Source organism: Planococcus sp. 1R117A (assembly GCF_051417975.1).
Taxonomy (GTDB): domain Bacteria; phylum Bacillota; class Bacilli; order Bacillales_A; family Planococcaceae; genus Planococcus; species Planococcus shenhongbingii.
Map to the genome: position 1 here is coordinate 804,641 of NZ_JBPRLO010000002.1, position 20,599 is coordinate 825,239.

Genomic DNA, 20,599 nt, shown 5'->3' on the forward strand with positions numbered 1-20,599 from the left:
TACAACATTCTGACAATTGAATGCGAATAATTTTAACTTTTTAGAAAATGCACGCTTTTGCAAATGAATTTTGGTACTATAATTCCTTTTCATGTATAATATACCTAATTGTACCCAATAGGCGGTGAAAATATGGAACATAAGAAGACTTATAATGCCATGGAGTTAAAAACAAAACACGGTCCGATTATCATTGAAGGGCCCATTCCATCGAATGAATTGAAAGCGCTTGAATTCCATGAAGACCTTGTGGCTTTTCGCCAGCCGGCCCAGCAGCATAAAGCCATTGCTGAAATTGCTGATTTGCCAGAAGGACGGATTTTAATCGCCCGTGACCAAAATATGATCGTTGGTTACGTCACTTTCCTATACCCCGATCCACTTGAAAGATGGTCGGAAGGAAAAATGGAAAATCTTATAGAACTCGGAGCAATCGAGGTCATTCCCAAGTTTCGCGGCAGCGGTGTTGGCAAATCCTTGCTGAAAGTATCCATGATGGATGACACATTTGAAGATTTCATCGTGATCACTACGGAATATTATTGGCACTGGGATTTAAAAGGCACAGGTTTGAATGTCTGGGAATACCGAAAAATAATGGAGAAAATGATGCAAGCGGGCGGGCTGGAGTATTATGCCACCGATGATCCCGAAATCAGTTCCCATCCTGCCAATTGTTTGATGGCCCGTATAGGCAATCGCGTCGATCCGGAGTCTGTGCAAAAGTTCGACCAGCTCCGCTTTATGAACCGCTATATGTATTAAATTGAATAAAGGGGTGTTTTGATGCTTATTGAAGAAATTATGAAAACGGAAGTTTACTCGCTGGACCCTAACCAAACAGTCCAGGATGTCGTTGATCTTTTTAACGAAAAGCGGATTCGCCATGCGCCTGTTTTAGAAAATGAAAAAGTTATTGGAGTGGTGACTGAACGGGATTTGAAAGATGCCTTGCCTTCCAGATTCTCAGTTTCTCCTAAAATCAATGCTTACGAGAAAAGAGTATCTGAAATTATGGCAAAAAACCCGATAACTGCTCATCCCTTGGATTTTGTGGAAGAAACTGCTTTAATTTTCTATGAACATAAAATTGGATGCCTGCCAGTTGTAAGCCAAGACAAGCTGGTAGGATTTCTCACCGAGACGGATTTATTGTACAAATATATCGAATTGACAGGCGCCCATCAGCCCGGATCTCATATTGAGGTCCGCGTCCCTAACCGAGCAGGCATTTTATATGAAGTGTCTAAAGTCTTTTACAATCATCAAGTCAATGTATTGAGTGTGCTTGTCTACCCCGACAAAAAAAGCAGCGCCAACAAAATTTTGGTCTTTCGTGTTCAAACCATGAACCCGTTAGCCATTATTAATGACTTACAAAAAGAAGGTTTTGATGTCTTATGGCCAAACACACCACAAATGAACGAATAAAGCATGCCGTATTCGTCTATTCAGAAGATCAACTGGGGTATAAATTTTCTGATACGCATCCATTCAATCAAAAAAGACTGGTGTTGACCGTTGACTTGCTCCGAAAAATGAATGCGCTTCCAGAAGCACTTATCGTGCCTGCCCGCATCGCAACCGATGAAGAATTGATGCTTGCCCATGATCAGCGCTATATTGAAATTGTGAAGCAAGCGAGCCGCGGAGAAATTTCACCAGAAGCCGGGGAAAGCTATGGCATCGGAACAGAAGACACTCCTATTTTTGAGAATATGCACGAAGCCAGCGCCCGCTTGGTTGGTGGTACATTGACTGCGGTCGATTATGTCATGAAAGGCAAAGCGCAGCATGCTTTAAACCTTGGCGGCGGCCTCCATCATGGATTCCGCGGCAAGGCCTCCGGATTTTGCATTTATAATGACAGTTCGGTTGCCATTAACTATATGAAAAAAAAGTACGGTGCCCGGGTACTTTATATTGATACCGATGCACACCACGGTGATGGTGTGCAATGGTGCTTTTATGATGATCCAGATGTCTGCACCGTATCCATCCATGAAACCGGACGTTATCTGTTTCCCGGCACCGGCAATATAAATGAGCGCGGCAGTGGACAAGGCTATGGCACCTCATTCAATTTTCCGATAGATGCTTTTACGGAAGATGAATCGTTCTTGGAGATTTATCGGACTGCTATGAAGGAAATTATTGAATTTTTCAAGCCGGATGTGATTTTAACCCAGAACGGCGCTGATGCGCATTATTTGGACCCTCTGACTCATTTGTACGGCACGATGAACATCTACCGGGAAATCCCCCGTATCGCCCATGAGCTGGCTCATGAGTACTGTGAAGGCCGATGGATTGCAGTTGGAGGCGGCGGCTATGATATTTGGCGGGTTGTGCCTCGAGCGTGGTCGCTTATATGGATGGAAATGAACAATTTCCCTTTCCCCACTGGTAAGTTGCCGGAGGAGTGGCTGTCCAAATGGCAGTCTGAGTCACCGGTCCCTTTAATCGAAACATGGGAAGATCCGGTTAATATGTATGAAGCCATTCCTCGAAAAGAAGAAATAACCGATAAAAACCATCAAATGCTGAACAAAGCCTTGTATATGATCCGGAACGGATAAAAAAGGAGCGTCCCCTGCTAATCAGGGGACGCTCCTTTTTTAATTTTAACCCATTGTTCGGCCATTCTTAATTTTTAGTAGACTCCCGTTCTTCAATACGGTAAGGAAGAATGACTTGATTTTCTTCTATTTCTTCTGCGTTCATGTACTTTGTCAATAGGCGCATGGAAACAGCTCCGATATCATACAGAGGAAGCGCCACTGAAGTAAGCATTGGCCGCGCCATGCGTGCTAACTTGGAATTTTCGTAACTGATGATTTCGACATCCTCTGGAATCTTTTTCCCGATAGCTTCTACCGCATGTATGACGCCGATTGACATTTCATCATTGCTGACAAAATACGCTGTAGGATCAAGAGGTTTTAAGGTTTGAACAGCCTCAATTGCTTCATCATAGGAATTGTTGCATTCCACAACAAGTTCCTCGTTAATCTCAATTCCTGCATCTTTTAAAGCCTGGAAATAAGCTTTTAACTTATAATCCTTATTGACTTTCGAGCTAAGAAGACCCGAAACAAAGGCGATTTTCTTATGGCCATTGTCAATCAATTTCTTCACAGCTTCATAAGCCGCTCCATAATAATCGATATTTACCGATGCAATCTTATTCGATTCATCAATAGATCCCGCCAGGACGATCGGAGTCGGTGATCGTTCCATTTCATAAAGAAGTTCACTCGAGATTACATCGCTCATGAAAACGATGCCATCCACTTGTTTTCCGAGCATTGTTTCAAGCAACTGAAGTTCTTTGTTCTGCTTTTGGTCTGAATTCGAAAGAATGATATTGTAACGGTACATCGTTGCAATATCTTCAATACCACGGGCAAGTTCGGCATACATGCTATTCGAAATATCGGGAATGATGACGCCGACCGTGGTGGTCTTTTTGCTTGCCAGCCCTCTTGCTACTGCATTAGGGCGATAACCTAGCTCTTCTATTACTTTTAACACTTTTTTCCTTGTAGCAGGTTTTACGTTCTGGTTGCCGTTGACTACTCGAGAAACTGTAGCCATCGAAACGTTCGCTTCCCTTGCTACATCATAAATTGTAACGGTCACGGGTGCGCCCTCCTTTCCTATATCTTTTATCATACGATAAAAAGTTTAACCTTATCAACTAAAAATAAGGCAATGTTAGATTCTACTGGTGACATTTTACAAAACTATTGCGCTTTTCATAAAAGTAGCGCTTGATAGCCTTAAAATCCATCATTAAATGAAAATCTTCCTGAAAATATAAATTGGCGGAATATCTACTGCTATAACATATTAGTGCAACTTATAACTAAAATAAATAAAAAGCCGGGGGCTGCCCGGCTTTTATCAATTACATTTTCAATTCGTATTGCTTCATGAATTTCATCAAAGCATCGTAGTATTCGTCGAATTGGTTTAAATCCATTTGCTGTGCAGCATCTGATAAAGCAACGGCCGGATCTGGGTGCACTTCTGCCATAACTCCATCAGCGCCGATTGCGATTGCCGCTTTAGCAGCTGGAAGCAATAAATCACGGCGTCCAGTTGAATGAGTTACATCCACAAATACCGGAAGGTGAGTTTCTTGTTTTAATATTGGAACAGCTGAAATATCAAGCGTATTTCGTGTTGCTTTTTCATATGTCCGGATGCCTCGTTCACAAAGAATAATTTGACTGTTTCCGGAAGCAATGATGTATTCGGCAGCATTGATGAACTCATCAATTGTTGCTGACATTCCTCGTTTTAGCAGAACAGGTTTGTTGATTTGGCCAACCGCTTTTAGAAGTTCAAAGTTCTGCATATTGCGCGCACCTACTTGGACTACATCCACGAATGGCAATGCTTCTTCCAAATGATGAGGTGTTACAATTTCAGATACAACAGCTAAATTATATTGATCTGCAGCTGCTTTCAACATTTTTAAACCTTCAAGTCCCAACCCTTGGAAATCGTAAGGAGATGTACGTGGTTTGTAAGCTCCGCCTCGGATTAAACGAAGGCCTTTAGCTCCGATAGCTTCAGCGACTTTAGAAACTTGTTCTTGGGATTCTACTGCACAAGGACCAAAGATGAATGATGGCGTACCTTCACCAATTCGTTCCCCATTAATCGTAATAATAGTATCTTCAGGTTTCTTTTTACGTGATACTAAAAGTGCTTTGCGGTGATCTTCTTCTTGCATATCCAGGGCTGATTTAAAGATTTCTTTAAAAATATGATCAACGGTTTTTTGTGCCAGTGGCCCGTTATTATTTTCTTTTAACAAATTCAGCATATGGCGCTCACGTAACGGATCGTAACGGTTTACACCTTGTTTCTCCTTGATCTTACCGATTTCTTGGATGACTGTTGCTCTCTCGTTGATAAGAGAAAGAATTTGCAGGTTGACTGCATCGACTTTTTCTCTAAGCTGCTCTAACTCTGAATGGCTCATTCTTTTACTTCCCCTTTCGTAAATCACCTTACTTAGTGAGTAATGTTAACACATTAGAACTATTATAAGCAAAGTATTCGGTAAAGTCACGAAATTTCTTTTAACGATTTAACACACTAAAGCGTTAAAGACATCAAAAAGCCGAAGCGACAAGGCTTCGGCTCTCTGTTATGCAATAAATTCCTGCATGGATTTACTTGTAATATTGCCATGCGATGCATGCCAATCAACTACTTGATTAGAAAAGTGAAATAATTGTGGCGATTCATGCTTGATTTGCGTTAGCGCCTCAATATTTGTCGATAACTCCCGGTCTTCCTGGACTACCAAGAATAAAAATAATTGATTAGGATGCAAAGAACAATATTCGTTGAACTCATTCCAAGCTGCAGCTGAAACTGGGCACGTGCTGCTATGTTTGAACAGCCAGTAATGCTGTGTACCAGCTGTCGCCTGTTTTAAACTGTCTAAATCTTGTACACGCACTAAATTTTCCATTTAACCCGCTCCTAGATTATTTTGTTGATTTGTTGTTGCTAGAATTGTTCTTGTTGGAGCTATTGCTGCTTGAATTTGATTTATTGGAACTGTTGTTGTTTTTGTTGAAGCTGTTATTGCTGGAACTGTTTTTGTTTGAGCTGCCAGTGCTTCCAGATGTTCCAGAAGTGCTTGTGCTGCCCGTTCCTGTTGAGCCGGTAGTGCTCGTTGAACCAGTCGTGCCTGTAGTTCCAGTAGTGCTTGTAGAACCGCTCGTGCTAGAGCTTGTGCTGCCTTTTTGTTCTGCTTTTTTCTCTTCTTTAACTTCTTCTACAGCTTCTTTCAATGCACTTGCAGTCGAAGCGAATGCTTCATGGCCTGCTGATTCAGCTTGATCTACTGAATTTTGAACAGTATCCAGCATTTCAATTTGTTCTTCGCCTTCAGAAGAGGCTGTGCCGTCATCCATTGGTGACTGGCCGCCTTTAAGGTTTTTCACTTTATCAACAACTTTTGTTGACTGTTCTTTCACTTGCTGAGTCAAGCCGCTGGATTTCTCTTTAGCTGTATCTGTGTAGCTTGAAGTTTTTTCTTTTAATGTGCCAGCATGCGTATTCAAGTCCGAACGCAATTCTTTGCCTGATTTTGGTGCCAGGAACAAAGCAGTTGCTGCGCCGATGATGCCTCCGATTAATGCTCCAATAATGAAATCTTTTGAGCCTGCTTCTTCTTCGTAATCATATAGATCATCGTAGCGGTTGCCCATACCATATGACTGCGGCACGTAATCGCTCTGGTTAAAAGCACTTTCATTTGCGTAATAAGTGTTTTGATTGGAATTTTGGTTCGGATTCTGATTCGTATTTTGTTGATTTGGAGAATAGTAGTTTTTATTGTATTGCGATTCATTGTAATCTGGACGCTGGTTATTAGTATTATTGTTATCGTTATTGTTTTGTGTCATTTTACATTCCTCCATTATTGTTTTGGTCAATTAAAACTGATCGTTATGTGGCAAGCGCTTTTGCCCAGGAACTGGTGCATAAGACGATGAAGCGCGTGCTTCATAAATTTTGCGTTCTTTCCATTTGTCGCGGATTCCCATAACAACATTGCCCCATTGTACAACTTGAGCAATCTTATCTTCATTTTCTTCAACTTGTGAAGAAACTGTTGTGGTGATGCGTCTAACTGAAGAGTTCAGGTCAGTGACAGCATTGCCAACACCCCTGACGGCGTCCACCACCGTATTCAACTTCTCTGATTTCACCTGGATGTCTTCTGCTAATTCATTTGTTTTGTGCAGAAGATTCGTTGTTTCCAACGTCACACCCTGTAATTGATTTTCCAGGCCGGATACTGTGCCTGAAACTTCTTTTAATGTGTTTTTAAGGGAATTTAATGTCATAGCTAATGCTACGCATAAAATTAAAAATCCGATAGCCGCGACAATTGCAGCTATGTAAAGCAGTATTTTCCAATCCATGCTGTTTCCTCCTTTTTCAAAACTGTTATACTATCTTTTCTACCCTGCCCTTAGCCTACCTAAACACTGGGTCTTTAGATTAATTCAACAAATCTATAGGAATTCCTTCATAAAAAAAGACAATTTGACTTAAAAGTCAAACTGTCTCTTCTGCAGTGATTAATTTTTCGAATGCTTCTTGGAATTTAGTGACATCTCCTGCACCCATAAACATAAAGACGCCTTTATCATGTGACAGCAATGGAGCCATATTATCTATTTGCAGAAAGTGGCTGCCCTCAATCTTCACTTCGAGATCATGGATCGTCAAAACTCCCGCTGCTTCACGTGCTGAACCAAAGATATCGCATAGGTAGACATGATCCGCTTCACTTAAACTGTCTGCAAATTCCTGCAGGAAAGTTTGCGTGCGTGAAAATGTATGCGGCTGGAATATCGCAATCAATTCCCGGTCCGGGAACTTTTGGCGGGCCGATTGCAACGTGGCTCGGATTTCTGTCGGATGATGGGCATAATCATCGATAAGAATATGGCCACCTACTTCAGTTTGCGTAAACCGGCGTTTTACTCCGCTGTAATCTGAAAACTGCTGCTGTATAATGTCGGCTGGGATATTCTCATAATGGCAAAGTGAAATAACCGCCAAAGCATTCAATATCGCATGGTCTCCAAACATCGGAATCGTAAAGGTATGGAAAAATTCATTTCTGATAACCACATCAAAAGTGGTGCCAGTTGTTGTCTTAATCACATTTGTTGCCTGAAAATCATTTTCAGGTCCAAATCCGTAGTAAACCACTGGAACCGGAGCTTGGATTCTTTGCAGATATTCGTCATCTCCACAAGCAATGATGCATTTTTTCACTTGCTGCGCCATTTCTTCAAACGCTCTAAAGACGTCATCGATCCCTCCAAAATAATCAGGATGATCGAAATCGATGTTTGTCATAATGGCGTAGTCTGGGTGATAAGCTAAAAAATGGCGGCGATATTCACATGCTTCAGCAACAAAGAAGTGGGAATTCGCTTTGCCGAATCCAGTGCCATCGCCAATCAAGTAAGATACCGGTTTATAACCATCAAGTATATGAGCCATCAAACCGGTCGTAGATGTTTTGCCATGGGCCCCGGTAATCGCAACTGATACATACTGCTTCATCAAATCGCCTAAGAACTCGTGGTAGCGGATGATTGTCGCTCCCAGTTCCCGTGCTTTTACTAACTCCGGATGATTATCGTTAAAAGCATTTCCCGCGATGATTGTCATGTTTTCATGAATATTATTTTCGTCAAAAGGCAAGATTTTGATGCCTCTTTCATGCAGACGATCTTCTGTGAAGAAATACTTCTCAATATCTGAACCTTGCACTTGCTCTCCCATATCATGCATGATCTGGGCAAGCGGGCTCATACCAGAACCTTTAATTCCGGTAAAATGTAAAACTGTCATAAATGAACCTCCTGTGGAAGTTGAAAATTAGTCTATACGAATCGCCGAGCGAAATCTATAGCTGGTCACATAATGCAATCACTCGATTATACCATCTTTTCTCTTGCCGATGATATAACCGATATTTCCTGTTGTTTAAAGCTTCATGGGCATTATTTACTGAAAAACATCAGCCATATCCTCTTCTGTTATCAAAACCGTTCTTGCTTTGCTGCCATTTTGTTCAGAGATAAAGCCATGCTGTTCAATCATGTCCATTAATCTTGCTGCCCGATTATAACCAATATGGAACTTTCGCTGCAACAAAGAAGTCGAAGCGCTGCCTTGTGAAATGATAAAACGGCAAGCTTCTTCAAACAAATCATCTTGCACATCAGGAGAATCATTGCGTTGAATCAGTTCTTCTTCTTTAAAGAAATATTCTGGTTCACCTTGTTTTCGGACATGGGCAATAACCTCTTCAATTTCTTCATCTGTTACAAACGTGCCTTGAAGGCGGACCGGTGCGGACATCCCATTTCCAAGATACAGCATGTCCCCTCTTCCCAGCAGTCTCTCCGCTCCTTGAGAATCCAGAATCGTCCGGCTGTCGACTTGTGAAGACACCGAAAAAGCAATGCGTGTCGGGATATTCGATTTGATAAGGCCGGTAATCACATCCACTGAAGGGCGCTGTGTTGCAATTACAAGATGTATTCCGCATGCGCGTGCCTTTTGGGCAATCCGGCAAATAGCGTCTTCAACATCCGAAGGCGACATCATCATCAAATCGGCTAACTCGTCAATGATGATTAAAATATAAGGCAAATGCTGAGCATGATCGCCTTTTTCTTTAACCAGTTTATTGTAGCGGTTTAAATCCCGCACTCCGACATGCGCGAACAGCTTGTAACGCCGTTCCATTTCTTCTACTGCCCATTTAAGCGAAGCTGTCGCTGCCTTGACGTCAGTTATGACAGGGCTGATCAAATGAGGAATATGGTTGTACGGCGCCAGTTCCACCATTTTAGGGTCAATCAGCAATAATTTCAAATCGCGCGGAGACGATTTATAGAGCAAACTTATTAATAATGAATTGATGCATACACTTTTGCCAGAGCCAGTAGCTCCTGCTATTAAGCCGTGCGGCATTTTACGCAAATCCAGTGTAACCGGTTTCCCTGTCAAGTCGAGCCCTAAAGCTGCTTCAAGCGGCGATTCTGAACTTTCGAAAACAGGGCTGCCAATTACTTCTGAAATTCGGACAGGACGGGATTTGCGATTAGGTATTTCGATGCCAATCGAACTTTTCCCCGGAATCGGCGCTTGAATGCGTATATCTTTTGCTGCTAAAGCCAATTTCAAATCATCTGCTAAATTGCGGATTTTGCTGACTTTAACCCCTTGTGCAACGGTCACTTCAAATTGCGTAACTGCCGGACCTTGCACAATGCTTAAAATTGATGCTTGGATTTGGAAATGAGACAACGCTTCAATTAGCCGCTCTCCTTGCTCTTCCATCCATGTTTCATCAATCAAATCATTTTCGGGTGGACGCAGAACACCAATTTCCGGACGTTCATATGGAACCGCTTCTTTAACTGCTTTAACCGGTTCGATCGGTTCCTCTTCTTTTGAAGATGCTATTACTTCTGACATTAACTGCGTTTTAACATCAAATTTTTTAGGAGGTTTTTCTTCAGTCGTTACAGCTTCCTCTTTTTTGCTTTCCAAACCAGAAGATTTCGGCGGAAGAGGCTTTTTAAGCCGCTCTTTGTCTGATTTCAACATCAGTACATTGAATGGTACCGTCTTCTCACGTTTCCCTTCCGGTTTCGTTGCTTTTTTCAAAGGGTTCGGTTTTTCGGCTGCTGTTTCTTGTACTCCAATTTCAACAGGCGCAGATACTTTTTTAACTTCTTGAGCTTCTACAATAGTGGGAACATCAGGCACTAGCTGTTCTGAACTTTCCGGTTGTTGCTGAACAATCGGTCCATCTTCAATGATTACCTTGTTTTGGATTTCCGGTAGTTCTTCAACAACCGGCTGCTCTAGAACTATTGATGCCTCTTCCACAATCGATTGCTCTTGCACAGCTGGCGTCTCTTCAATAATCAGATGTTCTTGAACTATTGATGTCTCTTCCACAATCGTTTGCTCTTCCACAGCTGGCGTCTCTTCAATAACCAGATGTTCTTGAACTATTGGTGACTCTTCAGTTGTCGGCGGTTCTGGGGCAGCTTGTGCTTGCAATGCCGGTTGTTTGTCAGGCGTTGCAGATGTTTGACTTTCTGAAGTTGGTGTTGCATCCGGCGCTTGCCCTAAAGCATTAATTCTTTTCAAATCAATAGCATCCTGGGCATAGGTTGATAGAATTTTTTTCGGGTAGAATCTTATTTCTTTTTTCTCTAACTCGTTTATCGTCGGAGTTGGCTTGCTGTCATTGTAGCCATGAATTGGCGAAGGAACCCGACCTCGTTCAAAGCTGCGGGTTTTCTTTATTGGCTGCGTGTCGAAACTCCGAGGTTTTGCCGGCTTTGCCGGTTTCGGCGCTTCATAAGTTTTGATTTCCGGTTTTTTCGGTACTGATGAGACTGGCGCTTTTTCCACATTTCTTGCGGTCCTTGGCATTTCATATGCTTGTGCTGCTGGCCGTGCAGGCTTTGGCGGCGTAAAGTCTTGTACATAAGAACCGGCCGGTTCATAGCGGCGATTCTTATTTAATGCAGGACTGATCGGTCTGCGTTTTGATGGTGCTGTTCTCAGAGCTTCGGCTTTTGTTTTCTCCTGCTGCAAAGGTTCTGTGGAGAATCCTGTGCGAGGGTTCTGTTTTAAAAACTTACTTTTTTCAGCATCTGTTATAACCGGAAAACGAAATGGCGATTTTCTAGACGGGGCTTTTGGTGCCGCTTCCTGCTCTTCGACCACTTCATTTACTTCTTCTTCCGTGTCCTGGAAAAATAAACGGTCCCATATATTTTTAAACCAACTCATACCGCGTCACGCCTTTACTTCAAATGTAGAACCCGTTTCTGCATCTTCCGGCAAAACGAGGATCCCTTTTTCTTGAGGTGCATCAGGCAATGCCAGCTCTTTCGCTGAACAAATCATGCCGCTTGAAGGAACACCGCGCAGCTCCGCATCTTTAATGACCATTCCAGATGGCATTACCGCGCCAACTTTTGCCACTACCACTTTTTGCCCTTGTTCAACATTCGGAGCGCCACAGACAATCTGCAATGCTTCTGTTCCAACAGAGACTGTGCACACGCTTAATTTGTCTGCATTTGGGTGTTTTTCTTTCGACTCTACATATCCCACCACAAATTTGGGTGAAAGATCTACTTCCAGAGTTAGATCCACTCCATTTTTCTCTAACGCATTTTGCAACGCCGTAACCATTTCTTCCGACACTTCTACTGTCGCGGCTTCTGGCAGATCCAAATATTGGGAAGCGTTGAATAAGTTAAACGCAGCAATATTGCCGTTTTCGTCTTTAATGAGTGTAATGTCATCAAATTGTTCCGCATGGATTTTTTCTGGTGTTTCTGTTTGTAATTGTGCTAATAGGACGTCGCCTATTCCCTGTTTGTTGTAAAATGCATTCATTTTTTATCGTTCTCCTTCTGCTGTCGGTTTTTAGCCAGGATGAAAATCGGCTCCAATTCATCATTTTCGTAAATGAAAGACAATGAAGTAATGGGCACCTTGCCATTTGTAAAGAAATGCATGGCCATCTGGGCCAACACATCATAGCCGGTTTCGTTGCGGATGTCCCCTATAATCAAGACATCTTGATGAGGAACTGAAACTGTCATATCACCTGTTATTTTAGATTTCATTTCTTTAAGGAAAGCTTCATTCAAGATGCGTGACGCATCGTACCCGTCGTTTTCGTTTAAAAAGTAAAACACATTGCCTGCGACGTGGTCTTCTTTTACAGACGTCTTCAGCTTTTTCACTTGAAATTTCGCAATTTCCTTTAGCTGCTCTTCAATCAGACTTAATGAATTTAACATATTTTCATCAATTAAGCGATAGGTAGTCCCAGCATCCAACGCATAAAATACCCGTGTTTCTGCTGTATGCTCTGAAGTGATGAATTTATGGCCTTCTTTGGATTCTGTTGGAAAAGACGTCGAACGGATAATCGGATAGATGTGTTCGGATGATTTGAGTTCACCTTTGGCTTCTTTTTCCATTGCATCAAAAGTTTCTGTTATCGTATAAACGATTTCCTGAATCGCGGAATCGCCTTTTGCTTCATAGCGGTTAATCACTTGCGGCAAAGAAAGCGTCATTCCTTTTCCGATTGCTTTATGTTGAATGTTTAAATTATTATTTTCCCGGTCATAGCGCCATTCCAATTGCTTGCTCGGCATACGCTCTCTTAATAAATTTACCAGTTCGGTCGGTTTCATAAAAACATGTCCCTTCTTTCAAAAATAAACGGCTCTGCCAGAATTGGCGAACCGTCATTTTGTTATTTAGACAGATTGGATAAAAAAGCTTCAATCTCTTCTTGTGTTTTACGGTCTTTGCTGACTAAACGCCCCGATTCTCTGCCATTTGCATACGCCAGAAAACTTGGTATTCCATAAATATCTTTTTCAATGCATAAATCAATGAACGCATCCCGGTCTACTGAAACAAAAGTATAGTCGCTGAAGGTGGATTCAACTTCAGGCATAATTGGATCAATAACCCGGCAATCCGGACACCATCCAGCAGTAAACATAAAGACAACCGGACTAGTTGCTGCTAGTTCATGAAATTCTTCCGTGCTTGTTAAATTTCTCATTTGTTTATCCCCTATCTCGAATTGTCAATAGAGCGGACGGTTTTCATCATCCATTCCATATTAGGATCAATTTTGCTTCCTTCAGAGATGGTCGTCATTTTTACTCCGCCTGCACTGACGACAACTTCAAATCGGTCATCGGCAATTTCTCTTACGGTTGTAAAACCAAACCGGCCATTCTGTTCAAATGTTTTATCAGCCACCCATTGCTGTTCAGGGTTCGCTTTTTGAAGGTCGTAGAATAAAGTGCTGTCGCTTGCCTCGTTTGGATTGATAAATAAAACGAACGAATCGCTTCCTTTGGTGATGACGATATTTTGGTCATCAGAGGGTTCTTCGATAGTATAGCTTCTTGGAACATAAAGTTCTGTATTGTCCACTTTTTCATTGGTTTCGGCCGGTTCATTTTCAAATACTGCTGTGGCTTTGGACATCCCATTAGCAATTTGCTCTTCGGGAGATGCCAAGCAGCCGCTTAACCCGGCAGTTAATAAGATTAAAAGAATGATAAATCCTTTACGAGGCACATTTATTCCTCCCTAACTATACTGTTTCTTATTTTAAAGATGTTTAGGGGCACTTGCAACTGAATCGCTGCCTTGTATATATTGGCCAAGCAATAAGCTGACGATATGCTCAAACATTTCATTTCGGTTGACGCATTCGGCTGTCAGAATGCCTATCGCCCCTTTATAATTGCGCACTCCGATTTCATCAGCATATTCATCCATTACCGGGCCCAATTCTTTTCCTGCTCTCAATTTTGAGGCAATTTCTTCAGGCAAAGGGATTTGAGCGCCGGCTGCTGTGTACAGCCTTCCTTCTGAAGTTGCCAATGCTCCCCAATTGCATAAATACATTTCGCCTTCCAATTCGTAGACGCCTCCCTCCAATCCGATCGCTACATCAAGAGAGTCAGTTAATGCGGCCTTTGACCGGTTGATTGCCCCTAACCGAGTCTCTTCAAGAGTAATCGGCTGTGCTGAAACACCGGAGTCTACATCTTTGGTTACCAGTTCAAGATCAAATTGAAATTTTTCAAATACAGCGGTCACCGCATTGACTTTTGCAGGATTTCCAGAAGCTATAGCTGCCTTGATTTTTTTCATATCATTTATTCCTTTCACTCAACATAATGTTTATTTTTATTGGGATATTACAGATTCAAAGAATGTTTTTCTAGCTGTTCAAAAAAAAGAGCCCGAAGGCATAATTTCAGGCATTTTGGCGAATCGTTTCAAGAGTTGAGCGATCTGCAGCTTTTATGAGCTTTGTCAGCAGTTCTTTTGCTGCAGCATAGTCATCTGTATGGATAATAGATGCCGATGTATGGATATAGCGTGAGCAAATGCCAATTACTGAGCTTGGTATCCCGTCATTTGCTGTATGCACCCGTCCGGCATCTGTTCCGCCTTGTGAGACGAAGTATTGATACGGGATGCCATTAGTTTCTGCAGTGTCTAAGATAAACTCACGCATACCGCGATGGGTCACCATCGTTCTATCCAAGATTCTCAGCAAAGCCCCTTTGCCTAATTGCCCAAATTCATTTTTATCGCCATTCGCATCATTTGCCGGACTTGCATCAAGCGCAAAAAACAAATCAGGTTTGATCAGATTTGCTGCTGTTTGTGCTCCGCGCAGCCCTACTTCTTCCATGACGGTAGCTCCTGAAAATAACTGATTCGGCAATTTTTCATCTTTAAGTTCTTTCAGCAATTCAATGGCTAAACCACAGCCATAGCGGTTATCCCAAGCTTTGGCCATTATTTTTTTATCATTCGCCATAGGCGTGAACGGGCTGAAAGGCACGATTTGCTGGCCCGGCCGGACGCCGAATGACAACGCATCTTCTTGATCGTCTGCACCGATGTCTATGAGCATGTTTTTGATCTCCATCGGCCTTTTGCGCATTTCTTCATCCAAAAGATGAGGCGGAATCGATCCGATAACGCCCGGAATTTTTTTATCGCCGGCAATAATTTCAACGCGTGTAGCCAGCAGCACTTGATTCCACCAGCCGCCTAAAGGCTGGAAACGGATTAATCCGTTATCGGTAATTTGCGTGACCATAAATCCGACTTCATCCATGTGTCCAGCAACCATTATTCTTGGGCCGTCTTGCGATCCATGTTTGACACCAAAAACACTTCCTAAATTATCTTGAACCAATTCATCGGAATACTTTTCAAGTTCTTGTCTCATGAATTTTCTTACAGCGTGTTCATTTCCCGGGGCGCCCGGAAGCTCCGTCAATGTTTTGAATAACTTTCTTGTATCACTATTCATCTGCCCGATTCCTCCTAAAGGGATTGCTAAGTTCAAGTTTAGAGCTTTTTTCACTCAATTTCCAGCTTGCTCTTTCGCTTATCGAAAGAAAAGAGTGCGCGTCCTCACTTTAGTACTGTGAAATAAATTTTTATGGTACAATCTATTCAGCAAGTATAGGAGGGATTTTTGTGAAAAATCGTGATTTATTGATTGGATTTGCAACAGGTGTGGCTGCGACTTATATCATCAAAGAAGTTTATGACCGAAAAGAGAAGCTTTACCCCGCAGACGATGTACTGAAAAGCGTAAAAACAGCCTTTAAAGAAGAAGGGCCGATCGACGGCTCGTGGATTTTCATGAAAACCGAACCGTACAAACAGCATGCCGTTTCAACAGAAGTTTATAAAGGCGGAATCACCCGGCATCGTGAAGACGAGCTCGAGCAATTCGAGTTTCTTGCAGATGCTTATACTGGAGCAGTCCTCGAAGTAAACAAAGTATAATTAAATATTTCTTGCTAAAAGCAAAAAAGGAGCCGATTTTTCATCGGCTCCTTTTTTAGACTGTCGAGAAATTATTGGTAGCTTTTCCATTTCGCTCCAGGACGGACGCTTTCCGGGGGGGTGCGGCCTGAGCCTCCTCGCTCGCTGGCGCTCCCTCCGGGGTCTCAGGACTCGCCCTATTCCCACAGGAAGTGAATCGTGCAAAAGTAATTTTGCACGATTCGTTTGCGACGAAGCTAACGCAGCGATGCAGGAGCACAATGTTTGTCCTTGCCGCCTTCCGCTGCATTTAACTTCGTTTTATCACCTTTTGTGATTCTCTAAAACGGTGATTGTTTGGGAAAGCTCTCTACTGTTTGTTCCTGCTCTCCAGATATGGAGCCAACCAGCGAAGACGCCTGCGGGATAGCGAGACAGCCGAGACCCCGCAAGACGCGAAGCGGCTGAGGAGGCTTGGCGCTCGCCCGCGGCAAGCGCAGCTGGTTGGCGGAATATCGGTTAAGGGATGATTCTAATACAAATTCTAACTTTCTCAACAAGCTAAAAAAAGGAGCCGATTATTCATCGGCTCCTTTTTCTATATCTTTTTCTCCTGATACTTTACTGATTCACCGATCTCTTTGCCATCTTGGCTCCATTTAAGAACCCGGTAATAGGCATCGTGGTAAAAGGTGAAATAATAACTGTTTTCCAGTGCCTCTTTCATCAGCTTTTCTTTCGCATAGATCGAATCCATCGGGTAATCATCATACGCGAGCACCCAAAGCGGGTTTTGATGGGCATGTGTCGGCATAATATCACCCATATGCAAAATGGTTTCGCCGCCGCTCATCAGTTTAATGACGCTATGGCCATTGGAATGTCCGCCGGTATGTATCATTTGGATCGCATCAAACAAGGTTTTTTCGCTTTCAAAAGTTTCAACTTGTGCTGCAATCGGCTCCCAGTTTTCTTTCCAGTAAGTGTTGCGGGAACGGATATTCGGATGCTGCATTTCATCCCACTCTATCGCAGAAACATGTATTTTCGCATTGGGGAATGCCGAAACAAACGATTCTCCCTGACGCTTTGTCAACCCTGCAGCATGGTCTCCGTGCAAATGCGTCATCAGTACAGTATCGATATCTTTTGCCGTAAGCCCCAATTCTGCCAAATTCTCCTCAAGCTTCGACTCAGACGACACGCCTAGATTGCGTTTTTGGCGGTCAGTCAATTTGCCTTCTCCAAGTCCACTGTCTATGAGGATATTATGCCCTTCATACTGCACCAGAATTGGATGTGTCGGCAGCTCGATCTGATTTTCCGAATTCACCGGATATCTTTTTGACCAGACAACTTTCGGCACCACACCAAACATCGTGCCTCCATCAAGCCAAGTAGTACCCCCATCTAACCAAGTTAATGCCATATCATGAAACTGAAATTTCTCCATCCCAAATTCCTCCCGGTGATCAATTTGCTTGGAACTGCGCTTCAAGCCGGTAAATCGGCTGGCCTTTTTTCGAAAACTTTTCTTCGTACTCGGTCATGATATTCCATTCCGGTTCATTAGCGTGAAGATCCAATGAAACATCTTTCAATAACATGCCATATTTTGAGATGCTGACAAGCGAGTATTCAAAGAGCCCTCGGTTATCTGTTTTAAAATGAATCTCGCCATTTGGCGGCAGTACCGATTCGTATAGTTCCAAAAACGTCTTATAAGTCAAGCGGCGCTTTTCATGACGCGTTTTTGGCCATGGATCTGAAAAGTTCAAATAAATGCGCTGCACTTCGCCTTTTTCAAAGAAATTCAGTAAGTCTGCTCCATTTACTCTCAATAGACGCAAGTTGGGCACTCCCTCTTCATCATCAAGAATCCCTTCAAGAGCACTGACGATTACACTATCAAACAATTCAATGCCGATATAATTGATGTCCGGATTGGCTTTTGCCATACCGATGATAAATCGGCCTTTGCCGGTCCCTACTTCAATATGAAGCGGCTTATCGTTGCCAAAAACTTCTTTCCATTTGCCTTTTTGCTGTTCTGGGGACGAAATGACAATCTCGGGGTTGTCTGCGATTAAATCCGCTGCCCATGGTTTGTAACGTGATCTCATTTAATTTCCTCTTTCTTTCTTATATTTACGGCATACCAATATTTCTTGCTTACTGCATACGACACCGTTTCATCTTTCGGTGTTTCTCCCGCATAATCTCCATCAACATGGCGGAAGATGGAGTCGTCAACGGTTAGTCTGAATTCAGCGTCGCTCTTTTGAACGACTTCTTTAAACCGTGTGTGGCTTCCGGTAAAAACCGTACCAAAGACCAGCAGCAGTTTCAAGCGGGAAATACGATGGACCACCGTCAGCTCCAATAAGCCGTCATCTGTTTTAGAGTTTGGAGATATTTTCATGCCTCCACCAAAATACGGCTGATTGCTGACGGTAGCGAGCCACACATCTTCGTATATTTGCCTTTGCCCATTGTGCTCCACTATCAAACTGAATTTCTTAGGCCTGACAAGCATTTTTATAACGTACAGCAAATAAACCAATTTCCCTGCATTGATTTTATTCAGCCACTTTTTCAAGTTTGAACGATTGACCCAAAAAGATATTTCCGCATCAAAACCAATGCCTGAACTGCTGACAAATTGATAGGTTTCTCCATTGTGGAATTCGCCAACATCTTCTTTTGTAGTGATTGGCTGCTTTAAAAATTTTTCAATTTCTACAGCATCTTCAAAAGAGCAAAACCCTCTGCCAAAGTCATTCCCTGAACCGGCAGCAATAGAACCGATCATCAATTGCTCGGCTCCGGCAGCTCCGGCGATAATTTCACGTAAAGTGCCATCCCCGCCAAAACCAATGACCAGCGCCTTTTCACCTGATTCTTTTATGGACTTTACTAGATTTGTAGCTTCTCCAGGGAAATGGGTTAAAACCATTTCGTAAGGAAAACTTATTGTATTTTTGAAATGGCTCCATTTTTTCAACGCATTGCCATTGCCTGCCACCGGATTAATAATGAATACAATTTTCATATGACCTCGCCTATCGCGCTTTATACGCCTTTTCTCAATTGATAAGTAAATTCCGGAATATACTTCGGCACGCTTCCAGGCTCAATCCGGAACAAGGAAAATTCTGTAACTTGGAACGTCATCGGCTCAATTTCCATTTCTATTTCTAAAGGTGGCCCTCCTGCCCATTTTCCGGCAAGAGTGATATGCGGGATAAATGCCTTTGTATCTGGGCTGAGATTGAATCGAAGCAATGCCTCTTTGACGTTCCTTTGCAGATCTGCCAACTCTGAACTGTCTCCTACGGATGCGTAAATGATGCGGGGTTTAGCCGGATTTCCGAACGTCTTAACGCTGCCTGTCGTTAGCTCAAACGGCGGGTGGCTGATATTCGCCAATTCCTGCGCGGCTGCTTGAATTTCATTATGCGGATCGTTGCCGATAAAAAGAAGCGTAATATGCATATCCGACCAATGGGTGTACCGCTTATGGCTTTTTAAGTTCCAGCTTCTTCTCGCCTTGTCCATCTCTTTTGCCACTGGCTCAGGAATTTTAACGCCGATAAAATAATGTGCCTGCATAATCATCACCTTTCTTCAGTTTACCATTCAAATCATTACAAAAAAATAGCGATCGGCTTTCGCCGACCACTTTATTCACTAATTATGATTTTACTGTTAACTTCAAATTGGCTTCGAATGCTTGCTGAAGCTTTTGCGTCAGTTCACCAGGAACTCCATCTCCAATATCCTGTCCATCAATTTGGATAATCGGCATGATTTCAGCTGTTGTCGATGACATGAAGAATTCATCCATTTCGAGTGCCTCGGTTTTAGTATAAGCAGTTTCTTGGACAGTGATTCCCAGCTCTTTGCAGAGATTCAAAATCACTCTTCTAGTTATGCCGTTTAAAATCAAATTGGTTGCTGGATGAGTATAAATAACTCCGTTTTTAATGCCATACATATTTGAAGAAGAACCTTCCGTGACAACTTCTCCACGGTGCAGAATGGCTTCGTAGCTGCCAGCTTCATGCGCTTCCTGTTTCGCGAGAACATTCCCCAGGAGGTTCAAGCTCTTGATATCACAGCGCAGCCAGCGGATATCTTCAATAAACTTCGCTTTAACGCCTGCTTCCATCATTTCCACAGGACGCTCCACTTTTTTCGTATAAGCCACAATCACCGGCGATGTCGCTTGCGGGAAATGGTGTTGTCTAATCGCATCTCCGCGAGTCACTTGCACATATACTTGTCCGTTATCGATTTCGTTCATTTCCACTAAGTCATACATCTGTTTGTGAAATACATCTTTTGTAAACGGAATGACAATTTTAATTTTCTCAGCGCTTTCGTAAAAACGGTCGATATGTTCTGCAGCGGTGAACAAATTGCCTTCATATACCCGGATAACTTCATAAATTCCATCTCCGAATTGGTACCCCCGGTCTTCCTTAGAAACGTTCAACTCATTTTCCCGAATAAACTCGCCATTATGCAAAATCCAATCCATGTCTAATCCCTCTTTTCTCATTTTTTACTGGCTAGCTCCGACGCCTAGTCCCTCGGGGTCTTAAGTCAGCCCACTACGGAAATCAAGATTTCCTGCGTGTTCTGCCTTCAGCCT

Annotated in this window: 22 protein-coding genes; 4 read left to right on the forward strand and 18 right to left on the reverse strand. The window is 42.7% G+C overall.

Annotated features, from left to right (window positions below; all coding sequences use genetic code 11):
- Window positions 1-132 precede the first annotated feature (132 nt).
- Genes ACSFXN_RS09405 through ACSFXN_RS09415 form a run of 3 tightly spaced genes read left to right on the forward strand, consistent with a single transcriptional unit; the run spans window position 133 to window position 2,579 of the window.
- Window positions 133-765: a GNAT family N-acetyltransferase gene (locus tag ACSFXN_RS09405; RefSeq protein ID WP_437149842.1), complete on the forward strand. Its 633-nt coding sequence runs from the start codon at window positions 133-135 to the stop codon at window positions 763-765.
- 21 nt (window positions 766-786) lie between these two features.
- Window positions 787-1,431, forward strand: a complete 645-nt coding sequence (locus ACSFXN_RS09410; RefSeq protein WP_437149843.1) for an acetoin utilization AcuB family protein — start codon at window positions 787-789, stop codon at window positions 1,429-1,431.
- The gene (locus ACSFXN_RS09415) at window positions 1,401-2,579 is read left to right on the forward strand and encodes an acetoin utilization protein AcuC (RefSeq protein ID WP_437149844.1); all 1,179 of its coding nucleotides are present in this window, start codon (window positions 1,401-1,403) and stop codon (window positions 2,577-2,579) included. The genes ACSFXN_RS09410 and ACSFXN_RS09415 overlap by 31 nt, the downstream gene beginning before the upstream one ends.
- A gap of 67 nt (window positions 2,580-2,646) precedes the next feature.
- Here ACSFXN_RS09415 and ccpA read toward each other — a convergent pair whose 3' ends face one another.
- The 13 genes from ccpA to ACSFXN_RS09480 all read right to left on the reverse strand — a co-directional run bounded on the left by ccpA (window position 2,647) and on the right by ACSFXN_RS09480 (window position 15,478).
- A complete protein-coding gene (gene ccpA / locus ACSFXN_RS09420) occupies window positions 2,647-3,642 on the reverse strand; it encodes a catabolite control protein A (RefSeq protein WP_437149845.1) in 996 nt (331 codons plus the stop codon).
- Between the two features lie 268 nt (window positions 3,643-3,910).
- Window positions 3,911-4,996: a bifunctional 3-deoxy-7-phosphoheptulonate synthase/chorismate mutase gene (locus ACSFXN_RS09425; protein ID WP_437149846.1), complete on the reverse strand. Its 1,086-nt coding sequence runs from the start codon at window positions 4,994-4,996 to the stop codon at window positions 3,911-3,913.
- A gap of 168 nt (window positions 4,997-5,164) precedes the next feature.
- On the reverse strand, window positions 5,165-5,494 hold the full coding sequence (gene ytxJ / locus ACSFXN_RS09430; RefSeq protein WP_300992230.1) for a bacillithiol system redox-active protein YtxJ: 330 nt from the start codon (window positions 5,492-5,494) through the stop codon (window positions 5,165-5,167).
- A gap of 16 nt (window positions 5,495-5,510) precedes the next feature.
- Window positions 5,511-6,437: a YtxH domain-containing protein gene (locus tag ACSFXN_RS09435; protein ID WP_437149847.1), complete on the reverse strand. Its 927-nt coding sequence runs from the start codon at window positions 6,435-6,437 to the stop codon at window positions 5,511-5,513.
- A 30-nt stretch (window positions 6,438-6,467) separates the two neighbouring features.
- A complete protein-coding gene (locus ACSFXN_RS09440; RefSeq protein WP_300992228.1) occupies window positions 6,468-6,959 on the reverse strand; it encodes a DUF948 domain-containing protein in 492 nt (163 codons plus the stop codon).
- 136 nt (window positions 6,960-7,095) lie between these two features.
- Window positions 7,096-8,409 carry a UDP-N-acetylmuramate--L-alanine ligase gene (gene murC, locus ACSFXN_RS09445; RefSeq protein ID WP_437149848.1) on the reverse strand — a complete coding sequence of 438 codons (1,314 nt, stop codon included), beginning with the start codon at window positions 8,407-8,409 and terminating at the stop codon, window positions 7,096-7,098.
- Between the two features lie 156 nt (window positions 8,410-8,565).
- Window positions 8,566-11,382, reverse strand: coding sequence for a DNA translocase FtsK (locus ACSFXN_RS09450; protein ID WP_437149849.1), 2,817 nt, complete (start codon window positions 11,380-11,382; stop codon window positions 8,566-8,568).
- A 6-nt stretch (window positions 11,383-11,388) separates the two neighbouring features.
- Window positions 11,389-11,997 (reverse strand): YtpR family tRNA-binding protein, encoded by a 609-nt coding sequence (ytpR, locus tag ACSFXN_RS09455; protein ID WP_437149850.1) that lies wholly within the window; start codon window positions 11,995-11,997, stop codon window positions 11,389-11,391.
- Window positions 11,994-12,809: a DUF1444 family protein gene (locus ACSFXN_RS09460; RefSeq protein ID WP_437149851.1), complete on the reverse strand. Its 816-nt coding sequence runs from the start codon at window positions 12,807-12,809 to the stop codon at window positions 11,994-11,996. The genes ytpR and ACSFXN_RS09460 overlap by 4 nt, the downstream gene beginning before the upstream one ends.
- Window positions 12,810-12,871: 62 nt before the next feature.
- The gene (locus ACSFXN_RS09465; protein WP_437149852.1) at window positions 12,872-13,189 is read right to left on the reverse strand and encodes a thioredoxin family protein; all 318 of its coding nucleotides are present in this window, start codon (window positions 13,187-13,189) and stop codon (window positions 12,872-12,874) included.
- A gap of 11 nt (window positions 13,190-13,200) precedes the next feature.
- Window positions 13,201-13,716 carry a hypothetical protein gene (locus ACSFXN_RS09470; RefSeq protein WP_437149853.1) on the reverse strand — a complete coding sequence of 172 codons (516 nt, stop codon included), beginning with the start codon at window positions 13,714-13,716 and terminating at the stop codon, window positions 13,201-13,203.
- Between the two features lie 33 nt (window positions 13,717-13,749).
- Window positions 13,750-14,298, reverse strand: a complete 549-nt coding sequence (locus ACSFXN_RS09475; protein WP_437149854.1) for a DUF84 family protein — start codon at window positions 14,296-14,298, stop codon at window positions 13,750-13,752.
- Window positions 14,299-14,404: 106 nt separating this feature from the next.
- Window positions 14,405-15,478 carry a M42 family metallopeptidase gene (locus ACSFXN_RS09480; RefSeq protein ID WP_437149855.1) on the reverse strand — a complete coding sequence of 358 codons (1,074 nt, stop codon included), beginning with the start codon at window positions 15,476-15,478 and terminating at the stop codon, window positions 14,405-14,407.
- Window positions 15,479-15,648: 170 nt separating this feature from the next.
- On the opposite strand from ACSFXN_RS09480, the gene ACSFXN_RS09485 reads away from it, so the two are divergent.
- The gene (locus ACSFXN_RS09485) at window positions 15,649-15,963 is read left to right on the forward strand and encodes a PepSY domain-containing protein (protein ID WP_300992219.1); all 315 of its coding nucleotides are present in this window, start codon (window positions 15,649-15,651) and stop codon (window positions 15,961-15,963) included.
- 577 nt (window positions 15,964-16,540) lie between these two features.
- Here the strand turns inward: ACSFXN_RS09485 and ACSFXN_RS09490 are convergent.
- The 5 genes from ACSFXN_RS09490 to dat form a co-directional block, all read right to left on the reverse strand.
- Complete coding sequence (locus ACSFXN_RS09490) at window positions 16,541-17,395, reverse strand: YtnP family quorum-quenching lactonase (protein ID WP_437149856.1); 855 nt, start codon at window positions 17,393-17,395, stop codon at window positions 16,541-16,543.
- A gap of 19 nt (window positions 17,396-17,414) precedes the next feature.
- Window positions 17,415-18,065 (reverse strand): tRNA (guanosine(46)-N7)-methyltransferase TrmB, encoded by a 651-nt coding sequence (trmB, locus tag ACSFXN_RS09495; RefSeq protein WP_300992215.1) that lies wholly within the window; start codon window positions 18,063-18,065, stop codon window positions 17,415-17,417.
- The gene (locus tag ACSFXN_RS09500; protein ID WP_437149857.1) at window positions 18,062-18,994 is read right to left on the reverse strand and encodes a diacylglycerol/lipid kinase family protein; all 933 of its coding nucleotides are present in this window, start codon (window positions 18,992-18,994) and stop codon (window positions 18,062-18,064) included. Before ACSFXN_RS09500 ends, trmB begins: the two co-directional genes overlap by 4 nt.
- A 20-nt stretch (window positions 18,995-19,014) precedes the next feature.
- Window positions 19,015-19,554, reverse strand: a complete 540-nt coding sequence (thpR, locus tag ACSFXN_RS09505; protein WP_437149858.1) for an RNA 2',3'-cyclic phosphodiesterase — start codon at window positions 19,552-19,554, stop codon at window positions 19,015-19,017.
- An 82-nt stretch (window positions 19,555-19,636) separates the two neighbouring features.
- Window positions 19,637-20,485, reverse strand: coding sequence for a D-amino-acid transaminase (gene dat / locus ACSFXN_RS09510; RefSeq protein WP_437149859.1), 849 nt, complete (start codon window positions 20,483-20,485; stop codon window positions 19,637-19,639).
- Between the last annotated feature and the right edge of the window lie 114 nt (window positions 20,486-20,599).

What these genes read in the sequence shown, in the direction of transcription:
- ACSFXN_RS09405 (WP_437149842.1), top strand. Translation starts at nt 133, where the DNA reads ATGGAACATAAGAAGACTTATAATGCCATGGAGTTAAAAACAAAACAC.
- ACSFXN_RS09410 (WP_437149843.1), top strand. Translation starts at nt 787, where the DNA reads ATGCTTATTGAAGAAATTATGAAAACGGAAGTTTACTCGCTGGACCCT.
- ACSFXN_RS09415 (WP_437149844.1), top strand. Translation starts at nt 1,401, where the DNA reads ATGGCCAAACACACCACAAATGAACGAATAAAGCATGCCGTATTCGTC.
- ACSFXN_RS09425 (WP_437149846.1), bottom strand. Translation starts at nt 4,996, where the DNA reads ATGAGCCATTCAGAGTTAGAGCAGCTTAGAGAAAAAGTCGATGCAGTC.
- ytxJ (WP_300992230.1), bottom strand. Translation starts at nt 5,494, where the DNA reads ATGGAAAATTTAGTGCGTGTACAAGATTTAGACAGTTTAAAACAGGCG.
- ACSFXN_RS09435 (WP_437149847.1), bottom strand. Translation starts at nt 6,437, where the DNA reads ATGACACAAAACAATAACGATAACAATAATACTAATAACCAGCGTCCA.
- ACSFXN_RS09440 (WP_300992228.1), bottom strand. Translation starts at nt 6,959, where the DNA reads ATGGATTGGAAAATACTGCTTTACATAGCTGCAATTGTCGCGGCTATC.
- murC (WP_437149848.1), bottom strand. Translation starts at nt 8,409, where the DNA reads ATGACAGTTTTACATTTTACCGGAATTAAAGGTTCTGGTATGAGCCCG.
- ACSFXN_RS09450 (WP_437149849.1), bottom strand. Translation starts at nt 11,382, where the DNA reads ATGAGTTGGTTTAAAAATATATGGGACCGTTTATTTTTCCAGGACACG.
- ytpR (WP_437149850.1), bottom strand. Translation starts at nt 11,997, where the DNA reads ATGAATGCATTTTACAACAAACAGGGAATAGGCGACGTCCTATTAGCA.
- ACSFXN_RS09460 (WP_437149851.1), bottom strand. Translation starts at nt 12,809, where the DNA reads ATGAAACCGACCGAACTGGTAAATTTATTAAGAGAGCGTATGCCGAGC.
- ACSFXN_RS09465 (WP_437149852.1), bottom strand. Translation starts at nt 13,189, where the DNA reads ATGAGAAATTTAACAAGCACGGAAGAATTTCATGAACTAGCAGCAACT.
- ACSFXN_RS09475 (WP_437149854.1), bottom strand. Translation starts at nt 14,298, where the DNA reads ATGAAAAAAATCAAGGCAGCTATAGCTTCTGGAAATCCTGCAAAAGTC.
- ACSFXN_RS09480 (WP_437149855.1), bottom strand. Translation starts at nt 15,478, where the DNA reads ATGAATAGTGATACAAGAAAGTTATTCAAAACATTGACGGAGCTTCCG.
- ACSFXN_RS09490 (WP_437149856.1), bottom strand. Translation starts at nt 17,395, where the DNA reads ATGGAGAAATTTCAGTTTCATGATATGGCATTAACTTGGTTAGATGGG.
- trmB (WP_300992215.1), bottom strand. Translation starts at nt 18,065, where the DNA reads ATGAGATCACGTTACAAACCATGGGCAGCGGATTTAATCGCAGACAAC.
- ACSFXN_RS09500 (WP_437149857.1), bottom strand. Translation starts at nt 18,994, where the DNA reads ATGAAAATTGTATTCATTATTAATCCGGTGGCAGGCAATGGCAATGCG.
- thpR (WP_437149858.1), bottom strand. Translation starts at nt 19,554, where the DNA reads ATGCAGGCACATTATTTTATCGGCGTTAAAATTCCTGAGCCAGTGGCA.
- dat (WP_437149859.1), bottom strand. Translation starts at nt 20,485, where the DNA reads ATGGATTGGATTTTGCATAATGGCGAGTTTATTCGGGAAAATGAGTTG.